This window comes from Phormidium pseudopriestleyi FRX01 (assembly GCF_017313335.1).
GTDB lineage: Bacteria > Cyanobacteriota > Cyanobacteriia > Cyanobacteriales > Laspinemataceae > Laspinema > Laspinema pseudopriestleyi.
The window spans coordinates 1-3,777 of the sequence record NZ_JAFLQW010000508.1; the positions used below are offsets into that span (position 1 = coordinate 1).

Genomic DNA, 3,777 nt, shown 5'->3' on the forward strand with positions numbered 1-3,777 from the left:
CCGCGACCCCCATATTCATAGCATTCCTAGGGCATCTCGCTATTTTAGCGGGACTCTCTCTCAAGTTACGTCAGCAACTCAATCTAGCTGGAGAGTCAGCCACCAAAGCCCTCCTCATGGGTAGAAAGGTTAATTAATCCCGCACCATTCTCTCCGATCGTTATTCCCCAGACTTACGCCAATCCTAGTCCGGGGATAGCGTAGCAATTAGAAACCGGGTTTCTTTAAACAATTCAGGGTGACTTGGCAACAAATCTAGGCCATGAAACCCGGTTTCTTGTCCCGTGTCTTCTCCCTATGAGTCAATCCTGTACCTCCGTGCTAGTTGGCTCGATTCTATAACCGATTTATACCGGCTATAGCGCGTCTAAATCATTTTGACAATGGATCTAAGCCCTGAAAGTCTTGTAGTGCGAGCCCCCAAGCTCGCTATCTTTATGTCAAAATGATTTAGGGTCACTATATATGATTCCGGAATCATGAGGTCCAGATAGTAGAGAACCTGGTTGACTGACAAAACATGATTGCATAAATTAGATTGAGACACCTGGCTTTATGGCAACCAATTCTACATCCCAATAGCCTTGTTTCTGATAAGAGCTTGTCCGCTTGCGCCCTCAACCCAATGCAAAACTCAAGTTTTTGAAGAATTTTGTCAGTCAATCAAATAATAACAGCTAGGAAGGAGGTAAAGATATCGAAGAATCGAAAGGCATCAATCGGGCTTCATCTATCTTATCTTGAATATTATCTATTGTTCTGATGGCGAGAAGGGCGCAATAACCGGATAATTCATGTAACTGTTGTTTCACTTTACGGCAGCGGGAAATCGCCTGACTGCTATGCTCATCCCTCTTCTGTGGGCTGCCTACATTGTTTGCAAACTTTAATTCTTCGAGAATAAAAGTTAGGTTACATTCTTGGTTCAACTCTTCCCATATTTTATCAATTTTAGCGATTAAATCTGAACAATTATCATTGTTTACTGCCCAGTTAGCGGCAAATTTACTCCCGATTAAATCCATGAAAAAAGGCTTTTTTACTGAATTATTATGGGCTATAATTAAAGAATGAAGAGCAGAAGAAAGGTTTGTAAAATCTTTCTGCACTTTCGATTCAAATTTTTTCGATAGGGTTGTAAAAGAACAGGTCTGATTAGGAGCATAAATTTCATTCAAAAGGTCATTTAATTTTTCAATAATTTTTATGGACATTTCATTAAATATATCATAAGAGTTCTCTACCTCGGTGACTAACTTCCGATATTGAATAAGTTTCAAGACATAATCAGGATGTTCTTGAGCTCCTTGAGCAATTTGTTGTAAAACTGAATAATTAGAACGACCTGTTTCTTGAAATTCTTGGATAAACAAACTTAAAAGAAATCCATGATAGGGTTGCATAGGGTAATCTTTTCCAGTGGAATTAGAAGCATTATTTGTATTGGAGTTATCCAGATTCACCCGTTCCCTCTCCCTGTAAGAACACCAGATTTCATGTAACCAGAGTGTAATCGCTTGTTCTACTCGGGGATTGCGAGACATGAGCGTATTATATTTGATGGCATAAGCAGCGGTCATAAATAACGCCCCTAAACTGGTAATCATGGATAAAGACAGAAAAAAGATAGAGAATCCTAGCTTGTCAAACTCCCAATTGGCGAATTTTTGCCCAAAATTGTTTACGGCCATTTGAACTGCTACGACTCCGGAATTAATCTGGCCATTTGGGGTAAAAGTTTGTTCATAGCGATAGGGCAATCTCTCTTTTAAATACATGACATTTCCCAATTCCTGTCTCTGGTTTTTAGATTGGTTGAGTTGTTCCTGATCCTGATTAACCTTGATTTCTCCTAAATCCGCTTTTGGACAATTAGGAATTTGCCCCTTTGCCTTGCTCCAATCTTTGTGCCTTTCATCATATTGTCCATAAGCTCGCTCATATACAGACCTTCTTTCTGGACTATTATACTCCAGTTCTTTGTCTTCGAGGCGATCGACATCTTGGGTGCATTTGGAGCGATCAGGTTGATACTCATCCTTTTTAACTTGTAAATTGGCTGCCAATTGCTGGAAATATTCATCAATAATTTCCCCAGCTTTGATATTGCTGAGTTCATCTTGGTTGTTAATCAATTCTGCACCAATTCCGGCTACAATCGATTGGAGCATACTAACGAAGAAAAAGGCAACAATCCCAGCGACAGACCACCAGAATCGTCCGCGCTTGAAACTAGCGGCGGCTGTTCCGGTATTATTGGTCCAGTTTAAAATTAAAAAATCGAGGACGAGGGTTGAACTAAGGGCAATAATTGTCCCCCAATTGTTAAAAGCATAGTATAGTATTGGCCAATTTGTAATAGCATTAATCCAAGTTGCTCCAGATAATACTGTTGCTGTTATTTGGGAATCTTTGCTCAATTCTTCTGAAACAAAAACCTGCCCGTGTAGTTGGTCTGCTTGCGCTAAAAAATGAGAAGAAAGCCAGTCTGAAACTTTTTGAATATCAGCGATCACCCATTGATCCACCCATTCCTGAAAAATTTTTTTTACTTTTTGCTTAATATTTTCTATTAGGTCGGTAGAGCCTGTTTCTTTATGGCTTTCTTCTTCTTGCTCTTTAGCTTTTTGAACTAAGTCAAGACGACTTTTTTCAAGCCATTCAATTAAATCAAGGTCTTGATTATCTGCAAAAATTCGAGTAGGCAGTTTGTGCCGCGCAAAGTCAGATTGGTTGGTAGAATTTTTACCAAGATTAGACATAAATTTTTCTCAGACTCTAGTTGTTGCTATAATTATAATAGCTCATCTAAGTCAATGGGATAACTCGTGCAGAGATTTCCCCTCGGTTACCCAGTTTCGGATAACCCGATTAATTTAGACCTGCTATCTATTTACTGGGAATAGAGAAGAAGTTTTATGCGCTGGGTGATACCCAATCCGGTCCTCAAAGGCTTTTTCATCTTTAGCCCACGAACCCTGGCTGAGTCGGTGTAGCGGGACTCTTGAGGCTATAGGTTTTAACTAATTTACCAGAACTAGGTTGGGTCATGACTTGCGCATAAAACCATAAATGTAGGGTTGATTCGCGAATCAACCCTACATTTATGGTATGGTCGGCAATAATGCGTAAGTCCTGTTGGGATGACTTCTCCGACGGAGGATACTGCTGGACCCCCATTGGGGTTGGAAAAGTGTTCCTTATTGTCAAGATCAGCAACAATTGTTGTGAAACCTTGAAAAATCGCTTCCCGCTATAGCGTTTCCCACAGTTATTCGCGTACATTTTTGGAGTGCGTAAAGCCTGCGCCCGGGCTTCGCTGTGCGGCGTAGCGTGTACGCGCGAGCCCAAACATCTTTCCAAGCTCTTGTCAAGAGCTTGGAAAGATGCTGGCACTCCTCTAAATATCTGTACCTCATGAGTCCACCGAACCGCTATAACTCACGAATCAAGGTTACGTGAGTTAGCGAGGGATTTGTTCAACCCGTCACAGTCTGATAACTCAGAATCTTAATGACTGGACCCGTTTCCGGCAAACTCCCGGTAGAAAGTTCCACCGAATCTCGATTCACCTTTTCGACAACCGCATTGCCTAAAGCAGATAAAAACTCATCCACCTCAACTAAATCGCAAACCTGAGCATCTGCTGCCGTGGTGCGATAATGCATGGGAATCACCACCTTCGGGTTTAACTTGACCATCGCTTCCTTCGCTTCCGAGGGGGTATAAGCTTTTGGACCCCCTCCTACCGGCAATAACAGCAAATCTGGGCGTCCC

The 3,777-nt window shown here is 41.4% G+C and carries 2 protein-coding genes; both read right to left on the reverse strand.

What is annotated here, in order from left to right; genetic code table 11:
* Positions 1-677: 677 nt before the first annotated feature.
* Positions 678-2,762: a hypothetical protein gene (locus tag J0895_RS19315; protein WP_207089633.1), complete on the reverse strand. Its 2,085-nt coding sequence runs from the start codon at positions 2,760-2,762 to the stop codon at positions 678-680.
* A gap of 717 nt (positions 2,763-3,479) precedes the next feature.
* Positions 3,480-3,777: MBL fold metallo-hydrolase (locus J0895_RS19320; RefSeq protein WP_207089634.1), on the reverse strand; the 298-nt coding region annotated here is incomplete at its 5' end.

What these genes read in the sequence shown, in the direction of transcription:
- J0895_RS19315 (WP_207089633.1), bottom strand. Translation starts at nt 2,762, where the DNA reads ATGTCTAATCTTGGTAAAAATTCTACCAACCAATCTGACTTTGCGCGG.